Annotated in this window: 12 protein-coding genes and 9 tRNA genes; 10 read left to right on the forward strand and 11 right to left on the reverse strand. The window is 72.1% G+C overall.

Annotation, left to right across the window (positions count from 1 at the left end):
• The first annotated feature begins 8 nt into the window (after positions 1 to 8).
• From K7C98_RS10675 to K7C98_RS10685, 3 genes are read left to right on the forward strand one after another with little or no spacing between them, the layout of a single operon-like run.
• The gene (locus K7C98_RS10675) at positions 9 to 2,843 is read left to right on the forward strand and encodes a molybdopterin-dependent oxidoreductase (protein WP_224191495.1); all 2,835 of its coding nucleotides are present in this window, start codon (positions 9 to 11) and stop codon (positions 2,841 to 2,843) included.
• Positions 2,840 to 3,820 carry an FAD binding domain-containing protein gene (locus K7C98_RS10680; RefSeq protein ID WP_224191496.1) on the forward strand — a complete coding sequence of 327 codons (981 nt, stop codon included), beginning with the start codon at positions 2,840 to 2,842 and terminating at the stop codon, positions 3,818 to 3,820. The genes K7C98_RS10675 and K7C98_RS10680 overlap by 4 nt, the downstream gene beginning before the upstream one ends.
• Positions 3,821 to 3,835: 15 nt before the next feature.
• Positions 3,836 to 4,054 (forward strand): hypothetical protein, encoded by a 219-nt coding sequence (locus K7C98_RS10685; protein ID WP_224191497.1) that lies wholly within the window; start codon positions 3,836 to 3,838, stop codon positions 4,052 to 4,054.
• Positions 4,055 to 4,100: 46 nt separating this feature from the next.
• Here the strand turns inward: K7C98_RS10685 and K7C98_RS10690 are convergent.
• From K7C98_RS10690 to K7C98_RS43495, 10 genes are all read right to left on the reverse strand, one after another.
• A tRNA-His gene (locus K7C98_RS10690) sits at positions 4,101 to 4,181 on the reverse strand.
• Positions 4,182 to 4,234: 53 nt separating this feature from the next.
• Positions 4,235 to 4,320: transfer RNA gene (locus K7C98_RS10695), tRNA-Leu, on the reverse strand.
• 67 nt (positions 4,321 to 4,387) lie between these two features.
• Positions 4,388 to 4,474, reverse strand: a tRNA-Leu gene (locus K7C98_RS10700).
• 29 nt (positions 4,475 to 4,503) lie between these two features.
• A tRNA-Tyr gene (locus tag K7C98_RS10705) sits at positions 4,504 to 4,585 on the reverse strand.
• A gap of 44 nt (positions 4,586 to 4,629) precedes the next feature.
• Positions 4,630 to 4,715: transfer RNA gene (locus tag K7C98_RS10710), tRNA-Leu, on the reverse strand.
• A 24-nt stretch (positions 4,716 to 4,739) separates the two neighbouring features.
• Positions 4,740 to 4,822: transfer RNA gene (locus K7C98_RS10715), tRNA-Tyr, on the reverse strand.
• 27 nt (positions 4,823 to 4,849) lie between these two features.
• Positions 4,850 to 4,935, reverse strand: a tRNA-Leu gene (locus tag K7C98_RS10720).
• A 51-nt stretch (positions 4,936 to 4,986) separates the two neighbouring features.
• Positions 4,987 to 5,069, reverse strand: a tRNA-Leu gene (locus K7C98_RS10725).
• A 49-nt stretch (positions 5,070 to 5,118) separates the two neighbouring features.
• A tRNA-Pro gene (locus K7C98_RS10730) sits at positions 5,119 to 5,193 on the reverse strand.
• A gap of 135 nt (positions 5,194 to 5,328) precedes the next feature.
• A complete protein-coding gene (locus tag K7C98_RS43495; protein ID WP_263429395.1) occupies positions 5,329 to 5,463 on the reverse strand; it encodes a hypothetical protein in 135 nt (44 codons plus the stop codon).
• Positions 5,464 to 5,744: 281 nt separating this feature from the next.
• On the opposite strand from K7C98_RS43495, the gene trhA reads away from it, so the two are divergent.
• From trhA to K7C98_RS10765, 7 genes are all read left to right on the forward strand, one after another.
• Complete coding sequence (trhA, locus tag K7C98_RS10735) at positions 5,745 to 6,404, forward strand: PAQR family membrane homeostasis protein TrhA (protein WP_224191498.1); 660 nt, start codon at positions 5,745 to 5,747, stop codon at positions 6,402 to 6,404.
• Between the two features lie 294 nt (positions 6,405 to 6,698).
• Positions 6,699 to 9,353 (forward strand): protein kinase domain-containing protein, encoded by a 2,655-nt coding sequence (locus K7C98_RS10740; protein ID WP_224191499.1) that lies wholly within the window; start codon positions 6,699 to 6,701, stop codon positions 9,351 to 9,353.
• Between the two features lie 161 nt (positions 9,354 to 9,514).
• Positions 9,515 to 10,447, forward strand: coding sequence for an ADYC domain-containing protein (locus tag K7C98_RS10745; protein ID WP_224191500.1), 933 nt, complete (start codon positions 9,515 to 9,517; stop codon positions 10,445 to 10,447).
• A gap of 289 nt (positions 10,448 to 10,736) precedes the next feature.
• Positions 10,737 to 11,612: an ADYC domain-containing protein gene (locus K7C98_RS10750; protein ID WP_224191501.1), complete on the forward strand. Its 876-nt coding sequence runs from the start codon at positions 10,737 to 10,739 to the stop codon at positions 11,610 to 11,612.
• 196 nt (positions 11,613 to 11,808) lie between these two features.
• Positions 11,809 to 12,471 carry a DUF4142 domain-containing protein gene (locus tag K7C98_RS10755; RefSeq protein ID WP_224191502.1) on the forward strand — a complete coding sequence of 221 codons (663 nt, stop codon included), beginning with the start codon at positions 11,809 to 11,811 and terminating at the stop codon, positions 12,469 to 12,471.
• Between the two features lie 818 nt (positions 12,472 to 13,289).
• Positions 13,290 to 13,859, forward strand: a complete 570-nt coding sequence (locus K7C98_RS10760) for an ureidoglycolate lyase (RefSeq protein WP_224191503.1) — start codon at positions 13,290 to 13,292, stop codon at positions 13,857 to 13,859.
• Positions 13,859 to 14,953, forward strand: coding sequence for a ring-opening amidohydrolase (locus K7C98_RS10765; protein ID WP_224191504.1), 1,095 nt, complete (start codon positions 13,859 to 13,861; stop codon positions 14,951 to 14,953). The genes K7C98_RS10760 and K7C98_RS10765 overlap by 1 nt, the downstream gene beginning before the upstream one ends.
• 66 nt (positions 14,954 to 15,019) lie before the next feature.
• On the opposite strand, the gene K7C98_RS10770 is transcribed toward K7C98_RS10765, so the two are convergent.
• Positions 15,020 to 15,982, reverse strand: coding sequence for an ADYC domain-containing protein (locus tag K7C98_RS10770; protein WP_224191505.1), 963 nt, complete (start codon positions 15,980 to 15,982; stop codon positions 15,020 to 15,022).

The raw sequence follows: 15,982 nt of genomic DNA on the forward strand, positions 1-15,982 counted from the left end.
TCCCGCGCATGAGCCCCCCGATCTCGCGGCGAGGCATCCTGCGCGGAACTCTCGGCGGCACCGTCCTCGTCAGCGAGAGCTGCGCTCCGCCGAAGATCGTCGGTGAGCGCGCCGAGGCGCCGGGCCTCGCGCCGCCCGACGCGGGCGCCGACACTGTTGCGAGCCCACGCCTCGAGTTCACCGTCAACGGCGCCGCCAGGTCACTCGAGGTCGACCCCGAGCACACCGCCCTCGAGCTCGTGCGCAACGACCTCGGCCTCACCGGTTGCAAGGAGAGCTGCGGCCACGGGGCGTGCGGCGCCTGCACCGTCCTCCTCGACGACGCCCCGGTCGTCGCCTGCCTGTTGCCCGCGGTCGCGCTGCACCGCCGCAAGCTGACCACCGTCGAGGGCCTCGCGCCGGCCGGCGAGCTGCACCCGGTCCAGCGCGCCTTCATGGCCGAGGACGCGCTGCAATGCGGCTTCTGCACGCCCGGCTTCGTCGTCGCCGCCAGCGCCTTCTACCGCCGCTGGCGGGCCGAACACGCCGATCGGGAGCCCGACCGCGACACCGTCGCCGCCGCCCTGGCCGGCAACCTGTGCCGCTGCGGCGCCTACGACGGCATCATCCGGGCTGTCCAAAAGGCCAGCGCCGGCGCCTACGAAAAACCGCTCGGCCCCGAGCCTGCGGCCCCGCGCTACGACGCGCGCGACAAGGTCACCGGCGCCGCCAGGTACACCGTCGACGTCCGCCTCCCCGATCAGCTCGAGGGCAAGATCTTGCGCTCCCCGCACGCCCACGCGCGCGTGCGCAAGGTCGACTGGTCGAAGGCGCTGAAGCTGCCCGGCGTGGCCGGCGTCGTCGACCTGCTGCACGGCAGCACCACCCTGCACTTCGCCGGCCAGGAGATCGCAGCGGTCGCCGCCGTCGACGCGCGCACCGCCGAGGCCGCCCTCGCCGCGATCGAGCTCGACCTCGAGGTCCTGCCCGCGCTCGTCGGCATGGACGCCGCGCGGGCCCCCGGCGCCGCGCCGGTCTACCCGACCCGCAACACCCGCAAGTCGGCCCCCAACAGCAGCGAGGGCCCGCTGCTCCCGCTCGGCTGGGACGGCAACGTGCGCGGCCCGTTCAAGCTGTTCAGCACCCACAAGCTCAAGGCCCGCGGCGCCGTCGACAAGCTGCGCGAGCAACCCGCCGAGGGCGTCCTGGTCGAAGGGACATACAAGACCCAGGTCCAGTGCCACTCCTCGCACGAGCCGCACGCCTGCGTCGCCCACTGGACCGCCGCCGACGCCGTCACCGTCCACCTCTCGACCCAGGCGGTCCACGCCGTCGCCGAGGACATCGCCGAGCGCTGGGGCCTGAAGCGCGCCAACGTCCGCGTGCTGGCGCCCTACGTCGGCGGCGGCTTCGGCAGCAAGGCCGCCCTGCAGCTCGAGTGCGTCGCCGCCGTCGCGCTGGCGAAGATCACCGGCAAGCCGGTGCGCGTCGCGCTCGATCGGCGCGAGGAGCTCGTGACCGGCGGCCTGCGCCCGGCGCAGGAGATCGAGCTCGCGGTCGCGACCGACCGCGACGGCTACCTGCAGGGAGTCACCGCCCGCGCCTTCGCCGACGCCGGCTGCGGGATCGGGGCGACCAGCACCGTCCTGCTGCGATTGATGTACGCCAAGGCGCCCAAGGACATCGCCGACTGGGACGTCGTCAACCACGCCCCGCCCGGCAAGCCGTTCCGCGGCCCCGGCGGCCCGCCGATCTTCTGGGCCCTCGAGCAGGCCGTCGACGTCGCCGCCGACCGCCTCGGCCTCGACCCGGTGCTCCTGCGCAAGCGCTGGGACCCCAACCCCGCCCGCAATCAGCTGTACGACTGGGCCCTGTCCCTCAAGACATGGCGCGAGAGACAGCCCGCGCAGAGCGACCGCGGCCGCCACCGCCGCGGCCTCGGCCTCGCCGTCGGCGGGTGGTTCTACTTCGTCCAGCCGAGCGCGCGCGTGCAGCTCGACGCCGGCCCCGACGGCATCGTCGTCTCGACGGCCTGCCAGGACATCGGCAACGGCACGCGCACCGTGCTCGCCGAGACCGTCGCGCGCGTGCTGGGCATCGCCCCCGCCGAGGTCGTGGTCCAGATCGGCGACTCCTCGTTCGTCCCGGGCCCGACGTCGGGCGGCAGCCGGACCACCGCCTCGCTGGTGCCCGCCGCCACCATGGCCGCCGAGCAGCTGCGTGACGAGCTCCTGGAGCGCGCCCAGGCCCTCGCCGGCGCCCGCGGCGTGGCCGTCGCCGGCGGCGTGCGCCACCCCGGCGGCCTCGTCACGTGGCAGCAATTGTTGGCCGGCTCGCCGCCGCTGCGGTTCGTCGGCACGCGCAAGCGCGACCAGGGCGGCTACTTCCTGCCGCCGATGTCCGACCTCGCCCCGGGCCGCTACGTCGCCGGCGCGCTGCAGATCGTCGAGGTCGAGGTCGACACCCGGCTCGGGCGGATCCGCGTGCTCCGCTCGCACACCGGCGTCGCCGCCGGACGGATCGTCGCCCCCGCGCTCGCGCGCAGCCAGGTGCTGGGCGGCGTGATCCAGGGCATCGGCTACGCCCTCTACGAGGAGCGCCGGCTCGACCCGAGGTCCGGCGCGCTCCTCACCGCCGGCCTCGAGGACTACCGAATCACCGGCATCGGCGACATCGGCGAGCTCGACGTCCACTTCGTCGAGGACGGCTACGAGCGCGTCAACGGCCGCAGCGTCGGTTTCGCCGAGCTCGTCACCCTCGCGCCCGCCGCCGCCATCGGCAACGCCGTCGCCCACGCCACCGGCTTCCGCCCCCGCGAGCTGCCGCTGCGCCCCGACCGCGTCCTGCAAGGAGTCCGCGGATGACCACGCTCGAGCTCCCCGCCACCCTCGACGCCGCGCTCGGTCGCCCCGGTGAACCGCGCGCCGGCGGCACCGATCTCACCGAGCGGCGCAGGCTCCACCTGTCCCGAGGGACAGTCGTCGACCTGCGCGACGTCCCCGGCCTCGACGCCGTCACCTGGCGCGAGGGACAGCTGCACATCGGCGCCCTCGTCACCCTCGCCGCCGTCGCCGAGCACCCCGACGTGCGCGCCCGCTACCCGGCGATCGCCGCCACCGCCGCCGCCGTGGCGACCCCGCAGATCCGCGCCCGCGCGACCGTCGGCGGCAACCTCCTGCAGCACGTCCGCTGCTGGTACTACCGCCGCCCCGGCGCCGACTGCCTCAAGGCCGGCGGCACCGGCTGCCCCGCGCGCAGCGGCGACCACCTGTTCCACGCCTGCTTCGACCTCGGCCCGTGCGTCGCCCCGCACCCGTCGTCGCTGGCCACCGCCCTGCTCGCCCACGACGTCCGCATCGAGGTCGCCGGCGACCGCGAGCACACCCTCGCCAGCCTCTACGGCGACGGCTCCGACGCCCGCCGCCAGCACCTGCTCCCGCCCGGCGCGATCCTCACCGGCGTCGCGCTCGGCCCCCCGCTCGCCGGCGAGCAGGCCGCCTACGTGCGCGCGATCAGCCGCGCCCGCGCCGAGTGGCCGCTGGTCGAGGTGGTCGCCCGCCTCGTCGTCGCCGACACGCAGATCCAGACCGCGATCGTCACCGTCGGCGGGGTCGCCAACCTGCCGCTGCGCCTCGGCGCGGTCGAGCAGCTGCTCACCGGCAAGCCCGCGACCGAGGAGACCCTGCGCCTCGCCTCCGCCGTCGCGGCCGACGGCGCCAAACCACTGGCCGGCACCGCCTACAAGCTCGACCTCCTCCGCGGCGCCGTCCTCGACGCGCTCGAGCGCGCCCTCGCCGACAAACCCACCGCTGCCCCCGCGGCCGCCCCCGCGCCCACCTGACCCGAAGGACAGCCCATGCAACTGTGCCGCCACCTGCGCTGGAAGGGCCACGCCCACGACGCCGCCGAGCTGGCCGAATTCCAGCTCACCTTCGCCCGCAACCAGGTCCCCTACTCGTGCCTGCACACCTGCCAGCCGTGGGGCCCCGACGACGAGCTCGCCGCCCCCGAGGCCTGCAACGACAGCCGCCCGTGCTACGTCGCCTCGCCCCTGGTCGCCCTCCGCCTGAGCTGATGCACAAGGAGGGCCTCACGCCCCGCTCCGTGTTGGTTCACCGAGATGCGCAGAGAGGGATTCGAACCCTCAAGCCCGCGAGGGCCTGGCCACATGGGCCCACGTATACCACTTCCGCCACCTGCGCGTGTCTTCTGCTCGCTAGACTTCCTTTAAAAATAGGAACTAAAGAATCAAGGATGCGCAGGGAGGGACTCGAACCCTCACGCCCCGTCCGGGGCCTGGCGTTCTGAGCGCCAGTCGTCTACCAATTCCGTCACCTGCGCGTACGTACGTCCTCGTCTCGATGCCATGCCCCACCATCGAGGCGTCTCGTTCTTCCGCTCGCAATCATGCGCAGGGAGGGATTCGAACCCTCACGCCCCATCCGGGGCCTGGCGTTCTGAGCGCCAGCCGTCTACCAGGTTCCGTCACCTGCGCCTGTCTCTCTCGTCCATCATCCAAAAAAGTCCGCGGGGCAGGAATCGAACCCGCCTGCGCCGAAGCGCCCCCGGTGTACAGCCGGCTGTCCCCCATTGAGACGTCCCGCGGGAAATTCTCCCGGTCTTCTCTCTTCATTCTCTTCAAAAAAGCCATGCGCAGGGAGGGACTCGAACCCTCACGCCCCCAGCGGGACCTGGCGAACTCAACGCCAGCCGTCTACCAATTCCGTCACCTGCGCGTATTTTCGTTCATTTTCAAAAAGTCCACGGGGCAGGGATCGAACCTGCCTGCGCCGAAGCGCCGTCGGGTTACAGCCGACTGCCCCACCATTGAGGCGTCCCGTGGGATTTTCCCAATCGGATCCTCGCACCATGCGCAGGGAGGGACTCGAACCCTCACGCCCCTCCCGGAGCCCGGCGTTTTGAATGCCGGTTGTCTGCCGATTCCAGCACCTGCGCGAACAGCCCTGTGTCTCTCTTTCTTTTATAAGATCGATCTCTCGTGACTCATGCGCAGAGAGGGACTCGAACCCTCACGCCCGCCGGGCCTGGCGCTCTCATCGCCAGTTGTCTACCAGTTCCAGCACCTGCGCGAATTGTCGTCCTCGCCCCTCAGGCCTTCCGTGGCCCGAGTACGGGGGATCGGGGCAGCGGGATTCGAACCCACGACCTTCTGTGCCCAAGACAGACGCTCTGACCAGGCTGAGCCATGCCCCGAGACGATTGATGGGACCTCGCGCGAGTGGCACTGTCACATGCCCGCCCGACACGACCCCGCGGAGGTGCGACGATTCGGATGTCTCCCGCGCCCGTCGCGGCGCACGCCCGCACCCCCGACCGGGGCGCCCTGCGTCACAGGGGTAGATACGGGCCCGAATACGGCAAATACGGCTGTGGGAGGACCAACAGCGCGGGGAGCGGCAGGAGCTTCGCCGTGAGCGGCTGGCCCTGGAGCTTCGACCCGGTGATGTGCTGATGGTTCGCCACGACGTTCACCCTGACTCGGTCCGCGGTTTGTACAGCACGCCGAATCGCGGGTCAAGCCCCTCGCACGATTTTTCTCGCGATGCGGTGATTGGCCGGGCCTTCTATGATGATACGCGCCCCTGACCGCTCCCGCGGCGCGCCGAGCCCGGCGAATCCGCGCACCGTCCTCTCGTCATTGCGCCGCTCGTCGTCCCCCGCGCCCGACGTCCGTGCGGGAACATCCGGGGCAGCCGGGGCCGAGCTCTCGTCCCCGCGCGTCGCTCGTGTATGCTCGCGGCCGCGTGTCCGAACGCCGCTCGCCGACCTCCCCGACCTCCTCGGTCCTGCGCCCGCGCCTGCGCGGGGTCGCCGACATCTACGCGGCCACCACCGCCGTCCCGGCGGCGATCGCCCTCGTCCTGTGCGCCCGCGAGGGCGCCGCCACCCTCGCCGCCCTCGTCTACGGCGTCTCCCTGGTCGTCCTGCTGGTCGGCAGCGCGGTCTACCACCTCCCGGGCTGGCCGCTGCGCACCGCCCTGTGGCTGCGGAAGCTCGATCACGCCAACATCTACCTCCTCATCGCCGGCACCGCGACCCCGCTCGCGCTCGCGCTCGACGGCTCCGCCACCGTGTGGCTCCTGGCCGCCATGTGGGCCGCCGCCGCCCTCGGGATCGTCAAGACGTTCGCCTGGCCCCACGCCCCGCGCAAGCTCAGCGCGGCGCTCTACGTGGCGATGGGCTGCGTCACCCTGCCGACCGCCCCGGCCCTCCGCGCCGCTGCCGACGAGGTGTTCCTCCTGTTCGTCGCCGGCGGGTTGCTCTATGTCGTCGGGGCCGTGGTCTACGCCCTCCGCTGGCCCAATCCGGCGCCCCTCGTGTTCGGTTATCACGAGCTCTTTCACGTATTTGTGTTCAGCGCCGCCCTGGTCCACTACCTGGCGATCTGGACTCTGGTCACCTGAGGCCGCCAGCGCTGGCCACGCAGGGCCGCGCGCATCCGGCCGGAACACCGTCGATCCGGGCCTCGACGATCCATGTCACGAGCCTGCTCCCGACGGGGCGCGGCCGACTCGCCGACGTTCTGTGGCCGGTCGCACTGGTCGCAGTTTTTCCAAACCCTCCGCGACTTCGACAGACCTTGACTCCGCCGCTGGATCAGGCCCTCTTAGCATAGAGCCTTGTCGAGTCCGCATCCGACTGTGCGCGCACCCGAACGGGGCGGCCGGAATGGCCGTCACGCCTCGAACGCGATCATGGTGACCGGGTCCACAAGGACGACCATTGTCCCACATACGCTGCCCGACCCGATCGCCCTCGAACCGGGCCACGAGATCGGCCGCTTCACGGTCCTGTCATACCTCGGGGCCGGGGCGATGGGCATCGTCTACGCCGCCTACGACCCCGAGCTCGACCGCAAGGTCGCGCTCAAGGTCCTGCGACCGCAGGCCGCCCGCCCCGACAGCCACGGCCGCGTGCGCCTGCACGACGAGGCCCAGGCGATGGCCAAGGTCTCGCACCCCAACGTCGCCGTGGTCCACGAGGTCGGCCTCCACGACGACGGCATCTTCATCGCCCTGGAATTCATCCGCGGCGCCACGCTCCAGGCCTGGCTGTCCAAACAGCCGCGCAGCTGGACCGACATCCTCGACGCGTTCATCCAGGCCGGCCGCGGCCTCGCGGCCGCCCACGCGGCCGGCCTCATTCACCGCGACTTCAAGCCGAGCAACGCGATGATCGGCGACGACGGCCGCGTCCGCGTCCTCGACTTCGGCCTGTCCTGCACGCCCGCCAAGGCCGGCCGCGAGGTCGTCGGCACCCCGGCGTACATGCCCCCGGAGCAGTTCCTCGGCCAGCACGTCGGCCCGGCCTCCGATCAGTTCAGCTTCTGCGCCTCGCTGTACCAGGCGCTGTTCGGTCAGCTGCCGTTCCCCGGCGACAGCGCCGACGAGCTGCGCCTCACGATCACCAGCGGCCAGGTCCGCAGCCCGCCGCGTCACGTCCGCGTGCCCTCGTGGCTCAGCGCCGCGATCCTGCGAGGATTGCGACAGGACCCGAAGGACAGGTTCGCCAGCATGGAGGAGCTGCTGCGGACCCTCGATCACAACCGCACCCGCGCCCGCCGCACCCTGCTCGCCGCCGTCGCCGGGGCCGCGATCCTCGGGCTCGGCGGCGGCTACGTCGGCGCCCGCACGCCGCCTCCGGTCGATGTCTGCGGCGGCGGCGACGCGCACCTCGAGCAGGTGTGGAACAGCGAGTCGCAGGCGGACATCCAGCGCACGTTCGACGACCTGCCGCCGGCGTTCGCGATCAACCTCTGGCCGCAGGCCCGCCGCGAGCTCGACGAGTACGGCGAGCGCTGGAAGACCGACTTCCGCCGCGCCTGCGAGGCGCGCCGGCGCGGCGAGTTCTCCGAGGAGCTGGCGACCCGCAGCGCGGTCTGCTTCGAGCGGGCCCGCGCCGCGCTGGCGGCCGCGGTGGTCGTGCTGCGCGAGGCCGACGCCGACGTGGCCCTGCACGCGCTCGAGGTCGCGACGTCGCTGCCCGACCCCGCCGAGTGTGGCAGCAGCGCCGGCCTCGTCGCCCACACCGGGGTCTCGCGGGACATCGGCACGGCGCTGCGCCGCGAGCGGGTCATGGCCGAGCTCGAGGTCGTGAAGGTGCACGCGCGGGCCGGCCGGACCCCGACGGCGATCGAGCTGGCCGACGCCGTGATCGCCGAGGCCCACGCCCTCGGCGACCGGCCGACGCTCGCGCAGGCGTACCTCCACCGCGGCCGCCTCGACCTCGAGAGCGACCCGAGCCGCGCCGAACCATTCCTCACCCGCGCCTTCGTCGTCGCCATCGGCGCCGGCGAGGACAGCCGCGTCGCCGAGGCCCTGACCCTGCGCCTCTACGCCCGCAGCCGCATCCCGGGCGGCCTGCAGGGCGCCTTCGAAGACCTCGAGGTCGTCAAGGCGCTGCTGCCTCGCCTCGGCATGCCGCCCAACCTGCGCGCCCTCATGGCCAACAACGCCGGCGCGCTCCACCTCGTCGCCGGCGACGCCGAGCGCAGCCAGACCCTCCTGCAAGAGTCGCTGGTGCTGCGCCGCGCCGCCGGCGGGGACGACCTCGAGGTCGGCAAGACGCTCGGCAACCTCGCCCTGCAGGCGGCCGACCCGGCGCGCAGCCGGCAGTACATCGGCGACGCGCTCGACATCTTCGAGGACAACCTCGGGCCCGCCCACCCCGACACCATGGGCGTACGGATCCTCGCCGGCGCGCTCGCGCAGGACCCCCAGGACGCCATGCTGCTGCTCGAGCGCGGCTGCGACGCCCTCGACGAGTACCGCCCCGACGACCTGCGCGAGCGCGCCGAATGTCTACAGCACCTCGCCGCGCACGCGCGCGACGCCGGCGAGGTCGCGATCGCCGACGCGGCGATCCTGCGCGCCCGCGCGTTGCTCGAGCAGCTGCCCGAGCCCGATCCGCGCTCGCCCTATCGCGCCGACCACGCGCTCATCCGCGGCCACGCGGGCCTGGTCGACGGCACCCACACCGACGTGCTGCCATACCTCGAGGCCACGGTCGACGAGCTGCGCGGCCCGGAATGGTGGCAGCGCCGCAAGGTCGCCGAGATCGAGCTCTGCATCGGCCTTCACCGGCTGGCCCTCGGGGACGTCCCAGGGGCCCGGCGCGCCCTCGAGGCCAGCGTCGACACATTCGCGCAGATCGCCGACAAGGCGCACGACAACCTGTTGCCGCGCAACCTCGCCGGCTCGCGGCTCGCGCTCGTGGACGCCCTGATCGCCGACGACGAGCGCGAGAAGGCCGCGCAGGTGCTCGCAGACGCGGAATCATGGTACCGCGGCGCGGGGGGCGAATTCGCCTGGCGACTACCCGCAATCATCGCGCGCCGTCAATTGCTAGAGTGATTCAATCGCGGCATCCTCGCACTCGCGCGGGGACGCCGCCGCCGCCGCCGCTGCGGCCGAATGCGATTCAATAACGGCACCTCGAGTCCGTCTCGAGTGGCGCATCGCACAATCGATAACCCGGAGGATATATGCCCCACCGTCGAATGTTCAGCGTTATCGTGTCTCTGTTCGCCCTCATCGCGGGGTGCGACGACCCCGAGGTCGACGATACACAATTCCGCCCCTACAATTGCCCGACGTGGCAGTGCGGCTTCAATTCCGCCGAGGTCAACGGGCGCTCGATCGGCGAGCTCAACCTCGACGGCGAGGCCAACGGCGACGGCGTGCGGATCGTCGGCTTCCTGGCGCCGCAGGGGCTACTCGGCAATTTCAGCCTCGCCACCGAGGGCGACGCGCTGGTGGCTCGCAACCCCGCCGGCCAGGTCCTGCGGGGCGCGCAGCTGATCGGCGCGATCATCCTCGTCAAACGGGACGGCTTGCTCGAGCTGCCGCTCCCGATCACCGTGCTCGGCTATGAGGAGATCGACTCGTGGGCCGAGGGCGCGGCCAAGGTCCCGACCTACGCGCTGCTCTATCCCGACCTGTCGTCTTTGTTGGGAGTGCGTAATGTCTGCAACGGCGACCTTCTCGACACGCTGGCGACCGCCGTGACGGTGATCGGCGGCGAGACCTATGACCTCGCCGGCAAGACCGTCCAGCCGAACAGGCCGCGCTGGCTGACCCTCGCGTGCGCCGGCTCGGCCGCGGCCAAGCTGCGGCTGATGAACTACGGCCCGCACGCCGACTTCGACGGGGCCGGCCACCCCTCGACCGTGGCCCAGCGGCAGGCGACGATCAAGATGATCACCGCCGACTATTGCGGCACGGGTCACAGTTACACCGCGAACGGCACCGCGGTACAATGGGAGAACTACGGCGGCACGGTGGTGTCGCCGGGCAGCCACGGCGACACCGAGGCGATCTGGACCGGCGCCGGAGCAGTCTGCCTCGACGCCACGCGCGTGCCCGACGCCGCCGTCGAGTGCTCCTTGCCCTCGTGTTCGAGCTACGACGGTCCGCTCGGCGAATGGTCGACCTACGTGCCTCACTGATCGTCACCAGGGGCGTGGCACGTGCCTATCATCAGACGCCGCCGCATCGCTCATTCACGTGTGTCGAGAGCGGCGGCGGCCTCGCACCTCCACGCCTCGATCCGCGCCGGTCGGCCGCGGCGTCGCCATAAACACGATTATGTCGACCGCCTTCCTCCGGCCGCGCGACGGGCCTCACAGTGGGGATATGACAGGAGGAATCATACCATCCAGGCGACCACACACATTCTTCACGGCGGCCGCGGCGCTCGTCGTGGGGTGCGCCGACCTCGCGGGTGAGGACAGCGAGATGCGGCCCTACAATTGCCCGACCTGGCAATGCGGCTTCAACGCCGCCGAGGTCAACGGCCGGGCGATCCGCGAGCTCAACCTCGACGGCCTGGCCAACGACGACGGCCTGCGGATCGTCGGCTTCGTCGCCCCGGCCGGCCTCCTCGGCGGTTACGAGCTCGACGTCGACGGCGACGAGTGGGTCGCGCGCAGCCCCCAGGGAAAGCTCCTGCGCGGCCCTCAATTGATCGGAGCGACGCTCCTGGTCGACGGGCCGGGCCTGCTCGCGCCCCCCGTGCCGCTCACGATCGCCGGCTATCAGGAGATCGACAGCTGGGCCGCGGGCGCGGCCAGGGTCCCGACCTACGCGCTCCTCTACCCCGACCTCGACGCCCTGCTCGGGGTCCGCAACGTGTGCACCGGCGACCTGCTCGACGTATTCGCCACCGCCGCGACCGTCCTCGCCGGCGAGACCTACGACCTCGACGCCAAGACCGTCGAGCCCGGGCGCGACCGCTGGTTCACGATCGCCTGCGCCGGCTCGGCCGCGGCCAAGCTGCGGCTGATGAACTACGGCCCGCACGCCGACTTCGACGGCGAGGGCCACCCCGCCAGCGCGGAGCAGCGCCAGGCCACGCTCAAGATGCTGACCGCCGACTACTGCGGCGACGGCGACGGCTACACCCACAACCACGTGGCCCTGCAGTGGCAGAACAGCGGCGGCACGGTCGTCTCGCCCGGGCCCTGGGGCGTCCCCGAGGCGATCTGGGGCCCAGACGGCGCGCTGTGCCTCGACGCGACCCGGCTCGCCGACGCCGACGTGGCCTGCGCCCTCCCGGCCTGCGAAGACCTCTCGCTGGCCGACGGCGAGTGGGCGACCTACGTCCCCGGGTGAGCGGGCGAGCGAGCAGGCCGATTGTCGTGACATGACCTCGAGGACATTGTCCGGAGCTCGGTGGCGCCCGCGCAGATCGGTCCACCCCGGCGCCGCGCGGCCCGCCCGCCCGCGCCAGGCGGGCTGGGCGGCGCGCTGAAGCGCCTGCGATCGACAGCACGTGGCACCGCGCCGCGAATGCGCCCACCCCTGCGCCATGCACAACCGCACGACTCCCCTGGTCACGCTCACGCTCGTGCTCGCCGCGGCGTGCTCGCGCACGAGCCCCGACACCAGCCCCCCGAGCCAGGTCTCGACCGACCTGCCGGCCACCAGCGGCAAGACCGACGACCCGGCAGCCGTGGCCGTCGCCGCGATGCCCGAGGACGCCAAGGTCAAGGCGCCGCCCGAGTACATGACGAACGACGACGAGATCTTCGGCGTCCTCAACGTCATGAACGAGGAGGAGATCAAGATGGCGGAGTTCGCCAAGAAGTGGGCCAAGGGCACCCGCGTCAAGGAGTACGCCGCGCTGATGATGACCGACCACGAGGCCTTCAAGTCGCGCGAGGGCGAGACCCGCGACCGGCTCGGCCTGCGCAAGACCGACAGCCGCCTGCGCGACGACATCAAGAACGACTCCAAGCAGAAGATGGAGGTGCTCGAGAAGGTCGAGAAGGGCGACCCGTTCGACAAGACGTACATCGACATCCAGGTCGACACCCACGCGATGTGGATCAACTTCATCGACACCAAGCTGATGCCGCACGCGCAGATGCCCGAGCTCCGCGTCGAGCTCAACAACTTCCGCTCGACCCTCGAGCGGCACTACAACCAGGCCAAGGAGCTCCAGGCCTCCCTCACCGCGCCGAAGAGCTAGGAGCCTGACCGAGAGAAACGCGCGACCGAAGACGCGGGGTCGAAGACGCGGGGCCGAAGACGCGTGACCGAAGACGCGTGACCGAAGGCGCGGGGCCGAAGGCGCGGGGCCGAAGGCGCGGGGCCGTGAAGATCCGGGTGACGGCGGGCACGGAGCGGCGGAGCGGGTCCCTCGCGACGGCGGGGCCCTCCCAGGCGACGTGCTCGGCGCCCGCGGGCTTCGATGGTGATATGTCTTCGAGGACATGTTCGTTCGTGCCTCGCGGACGATGGCGCCTGCGCGCGGTCGCCTGCGGCCCCTCCCGCCTGCGTCCCACTCCGCCGCTCCGCGCCCGCCTGCAGCGAGCGTCGCCGGCCCCGCTCATCGCCGTGCGGGTGGCTCACCGAGCCCCTGCCGACGGCTCACCGAGCCCCTGCCGACGACTCACCGAGCCCCTGCCAACGGCTCACCGAGCGCCTGCCGGCGATTCAACGAGCGCCTGCCGACGATTCACCGAGCCCCCTGCCGACGATTCACCGAGCGCCCTGCGGACGACTCACCGAGCCCCTGCCGACCGCTCACCGAGCCCCTGCCGACGACTCACCGAGCGCCTGCCGACGGCTCACCGAGCGCCCTGCGGACGACTCACCGAGCCCCTGCGGACGGCTCACCGAGCCCCCTGCCGAGGGCTCACCGAGCCCCTGCGGACGGCTCACCGAGCAGACGAGAGCGAGCGGGCGGAGAGCGAGCCACGGCGGGGCTGGATGCTGCCCTTGCGGTACCAGGCCGGGCCCGTGTGGTTTGCCCGGCGGCGGGCCGGCGTGGCATCATCGCCGGGCATGCAAGCCGTCCGCGACATCGAGGTCCCCGTCGTCCCCGCGTCCGCCGCGGCCGTGGCGGACTACGGCCTCTTCATCGGCACCGAAGTCCCCCAGGCCGGCCTCGGCATCCCGTTCTACAAGGGCGCGGTCGAGGAGGGCCACAACTTCGCGTTCCGCTGCAACGGCCGCGCCGTCATCCGCTCGGCCCGCATCCACCGCCGCCCGCCCGAGGTCACCTGGCTCGAACGCCACATGAACATGACCCAGCTGTTCATCGGCCTCGGCGACCAGCCGTTCGCCATGGTGCTCGGCAAGCCGACGCACGCCCGCGGCATGGACACCCCCGACCTCGACGACGTGCGCTGCTTCGTGGTCCCCGCCGGACACGGCATCATGATCCACGAGGGCACCTGGCACGACTTCCCGCTCGCGGTCGAGGGCCCCGTCACCGTCCTCACCGCCAACTCCGAGGAGGTCGTCGAGGCGCTCGCCAGCATGCGCGAGCCGGCCGAGATGGCCCACGGCGACGTGTTCAAGATCGACATCCGCAAGCGCCTCGGCGCCCAGCTGCGCGCGGTGCTGTTCTGATGCGCGTCGACGCCTTCAAGCTGCCCACCGAGGGCCCCGCCGACGTCCGCGGCCTGCAGGCCCTGCTCGACGACGGGGTCGTCCGCGCCGACCAGCTCGTGTGCGTCCTCGGCAAGACCGAGGGCAACGGCGGCCGCAACGACTTCACCCGCGACCTCGCGATGCGCGCGCTCGAGGACCTGCTGGCCCCGCGCCTGGGCCTGCCGCCGCCGCGCGTCCAGGACCGCGTGGTGTTCTCGCTGTCGGGCGGCACCGAGGGGGTCGTCTCGCCGCACGTGATCGCGTTCGCCCGCTCGGGCACCTGGTCTGAAGAACCTGGTCCCAAGCGCCTGGTCGTCGGGACAGCTCACACCCGACCGTTCACGCCGGCCGAGATCGGGCGCATGCCGCAGATCGTCGAGACCGCCCGCGCGGTCGCCGAGCTGGCCCGCGAGCTCCGCCTCGACCCGGCCGACGTCCACCTCGTGCAGATGAAGGGCGCGATCCCCCGCGCCGACCACGAGGCCGCCCAGGCGGCCCGCCGCGCCGGCGCGCCGCTGCGCAACGACATGGTCCACTCGCGGGCCGCCAGCGCCCTCGGCGTCGCCCTCGCCCTCGGCGAGGTCGCCCGCGGCGACCTGTCCGACGCCGTCGTCTGCGACGACTGGTCGCTGTGGTCCGGCGTCGCCTCGTGCTCCGCCAAGCCCGGCCTCCAGCGCACCGAGATCCTCATGTTCGGCAACAGCGCCCACGCCGGCGGCGACCTGGTCGTCGGCCACACTGTCCTCCAGGACATCCTCGACGTCGCCGCCGTCCGCGACCTGCTCGCCCGCCTCGGCCTGCCCGTCGCCGGCGGCCAGCTGTCCCCCGAGCAGCGCGCCCACGTCGTCGGCGTGTTCGCCAAGAGCGAGGCCGACCCCCGCGGCAGCATCCGCGGCCGCCGCCACACCATGCTGACCGACGACGACATCGACGACACCCGCCACTCGCGCGCCGCCCTCGCCGCGGTGCTCGCCAGCGTCGTCGGCGACCCCTGCGTCTACGTCAGCACCCGCGCCGAGCACCACGGCCCGCTCGGCGGCGGGCCGCTGGCGATCATCGCCCGCGCCCCGTGAACCGACCGACTGTCTCTCACGCCATATCCTTCGAGACATGCCCGAAAGGGCATGTCTTGAAGGCCATCATAGCGCCACGGCGTAGGTGATCCACTCGCCGTCGGCGACCGACAGCCGGTCGCACCGCGGCAGGCTACAGTCGACGACCGTCCCGGCGATCCGCGGGGTGCCGAGACACAGCGCGCCGCCCTCGTTCCACACCGCCTCGACGTCGCCGAGGGCGCCCGCGTCGGGCGCGACGGTGCCGCTCTCGTTGGCCCAGTCGACCTGGGTGCCGTTCTGGGTGTAGCTCACGCCGTCGCCGCAGTAGTCGGCCGTGACCATCTTCAGGGTCGCCTGCCGCTGCGCCGGCGTGGTCGCGCTCGACTGCGGGCCGTAGCCGAGCAGGCGCATCTTCGCCGCCGCCGAGCCGGCGCAGGCGATCGTCAGCCACCGGCTCTGCCCGGCGTTCACCGTCTTGTCGTCGAGGTCGTAGGTCTCGCCGCCGATCACCGTCGCCGCGCTCGCCAGCGTGTCGAGCAGGCTGCCGCTGCACACGTTGCGCACGCCGAGCAGCGCCGCCACGTCGGGGTACAGCAGCGCGTAGGTCGGGACCTTCGGCGCGCCCGCGGCCCACGAGTCGATCTCCTGGTAGCCCAGCACCGTGATCGGCACCGGCAGCGACAACAGCCCCGGCTTCTGGACCAGGATCGTCGCCCCGATCAGCTGGGCCCCGCGCAGCGTGCCGCCGCTGGGGTTGCGGGCGATCAGCTCGTCGCCCTCGACGTCGAGCTGATAGTTGCCGAGTAGCCCGAGCGGCGCCACGAAGCCGGTGATCTTCATACCGTCGGCGTTGGCCACGCCGTCGAGGTTGAGCTCGCGGATCGATCTCCCGTTGACCTCGGCCGAATTGAAGCCGCACTTCCAGTGCGGGCACGAATACGGGCGCAGCGTGACGTCGTCGTCCGCCTCCGCGAGCTCGTCGCCGTCGCACCCGGCGGCCAGCGCCAGCGCCCCGCCGATGATCCAGTGATATGTCTTTTTGTACAT

Origin of the sequence: Nannocystis pusilla, assembly GCF_020073745.1 — a bacterium.
Classification (GTDB): Bacteria; Myxococcota_A; Polyangia; order Nannocystales; family Nannocystaceae; genus Nannocystis; species Nannocystis radixulma.

Excerpts from the sequence above, each read along its gene's own strand:
- K7C98_RS10675 (WP_224191495.1), top strand. The coding sequence starts at position 9 with ATGAGCCCCCCGATCTCGCGGCGAGGCATCCTGCGCGGAACTCTCGGC.
- K7C98_RS10680 (WP_224191496.1), top strand. The coding sequence starts at position 2,840 with ATGACCACGCTCGAGCTCCCCGCCACCCTCGACGCCGCGCTCGGTCGC.
- K7C98_RS10685 (WP_224191497.1), top strand. The coding sequence starts at position 3,836 with ATGCAACTGTGCCGCCACCTGCGCTGGAAGGGCCACGCCCACGACGCC.
- K7C98_RS10750 (WP_224191501.1), top strand. The coding sequence starts at position 10,737 with ATGCGGCCCTACAATTGCCCGACCTGGCAATGCGGCTTCAACGCCGCC.
- K7C98_RS10755 (WP_224191502.1), top strand. The coding sequence starts at position 11,809 with ATGCACAACCGCACGACTCCCCTGGTCACGCTCACGCTCGTGCTCGCC.
- K7C98_RS10760 (WP_224191503.1), top strand. The coding sequence starts at position 13,290 with ATGCAAGCCGTCCGCGACATCGAGGTCCCCGTCGTCCCCGCGTCCGCC.
- K7C98_RS10765 (WP_224191504.1), top strand. The coding sequence starts at position 13,859 with ATGCGCGTCGACGCCTTCAAGCTGCCCACCGAGGGCCCCGCCGACGTC.
- K7C98_RS10770 (WP_224191505.1), bottom strand. The coding sequence starts at position 15,982 with ATGTACAAAAAGACATATCACTGGATCATCGGCGGGGCGCTGGCGCTG.